The sequence below is a fragment of the Streptodolium elevatio genome (assembly GCF_040649515.1).
GTDB lineage: Bacteria > Actinomycetota > Actinomycetes > Streptomycetales > Streptomycetaceae > Yinghuangia > Yinghuangia elevatio.
This window is the reverse complement of record NZ_JBEZFP010000295.1, coordinates 1-1,024: the sequence shown is the minus strand read 5'-3', so window position 1 is coordinate 1,024 and position 1,024 is coordinate 1. Positions and strand designations below refer to the sequence as shown.

Here is a 1,024-nt window from a genome sequence, read left to right as displayed (position 1 = left end):
ACGACGGTCCCGATGACGCCGGTCGCCGCGGACGACGAATTCAACATGAGCGCGGCCAAGAACAACCGGGCGCTCATCGCGGAGCGTTTCGGCAGGACGCTGGTGAACGCGTTCCTGCACACCCCGCACCCGCTGCGCCGCAGCGTTCTCGCCGACCTGGAGACCGAGTTCGCCGACGCTGTCACGCGCACCGCGCATTCGCCGCTGCGCAGCCACGGCGACATCTCGATCGCCTCGTCGCTGCACCACTACTACGCGTTCCTGACCGGCCGAAGCGTGCCCGGAGCCATTTCCTGCGGGTTCGTCAACGTCGGTCTGCGCGAGCAACAGAAGCGGCTCACCCGCCTGTTGTCGGCCCGGCCCCACGACGTCTTCTGCCTGAACGACTACCACGACGGCGACGTCCCGGCGGACGAACAGGCTCGCGTGATCCACGCCTTCCTCACCGAGTATTTCCCCGTGGCGAGTCAGTTCGAGAGGGGCACGGAACGCAACAATGCGGCCCGGGACTCCCTCCGGTCTGTGTGATCCGCCGGAGGCTTCAGCGCTCCCACTCCGCGCCGACCGGGAAGTACGCCTCCAGGAACCATGTCAGCAGGGCGACCTGAGACTTCAGCGAGACGAGTTCCGACTCGGTGTCGTTGAGGCAGAACGCGTCCAGCGCACGCTGTTCCAGAAACCGGTTCAGTCGTCGGGGCGTATGCCGGGCGGCGAGGTCCGCGTACGCGAACGCAATCTCGGCGGGCACCGAACGGCCGGTGAGGAAGCCGTGGTTGTGGTGCAGCGAGGACGTCACCGAGATGTCGGACGGGTCGCGGAACCGGTGTGCGGCGGTGGCCGTGTGCTCGGCCGGGAACCGCTCTTCGATCTCCGCAAGAACGCTGCGGAGCAACGGGTGCGGCGCGTGCTTGAACTTCTGCACGGGGACCCGTCCGAACATCGCGGTGACCAGGGCCCTGTTCGTCTTCCCCGCGGACACGACCGGCGGATCGTCCGCGGCGGGCGGGCCCAGCGGTACCTGGGA

2 protein-coding genes are annotated in these 1,024 nt (G+C 68.0%); one reads left to right on the top strand and one right to left on the bottom strand.

What is annotated here, in order from left to right; genetic code table 11:
• Window positions 1-528 (top strand): stealth conserved region 3 domain-containing protein (locus AB0C36_RS43160; protein WP_358365309.1); only part of this gene is annotated, 528 nt, incomplete at its 5' end.
• 13 nt (window positions 529-541) lie between these two features.
• On the opposite strand, the gene AB0C36_RS43155 is transcribed toward AB0C36_RS43160, so the two are convergent.
• A partial coding sequence (locus AB0C36_RS43155; RefSeq protein ID WP_358365307.1) for a stealth conserved region 3 domain-containing protein occupies window positions 542-1,024 on the bottom strand: 483 nt, incomplete at its 5' end.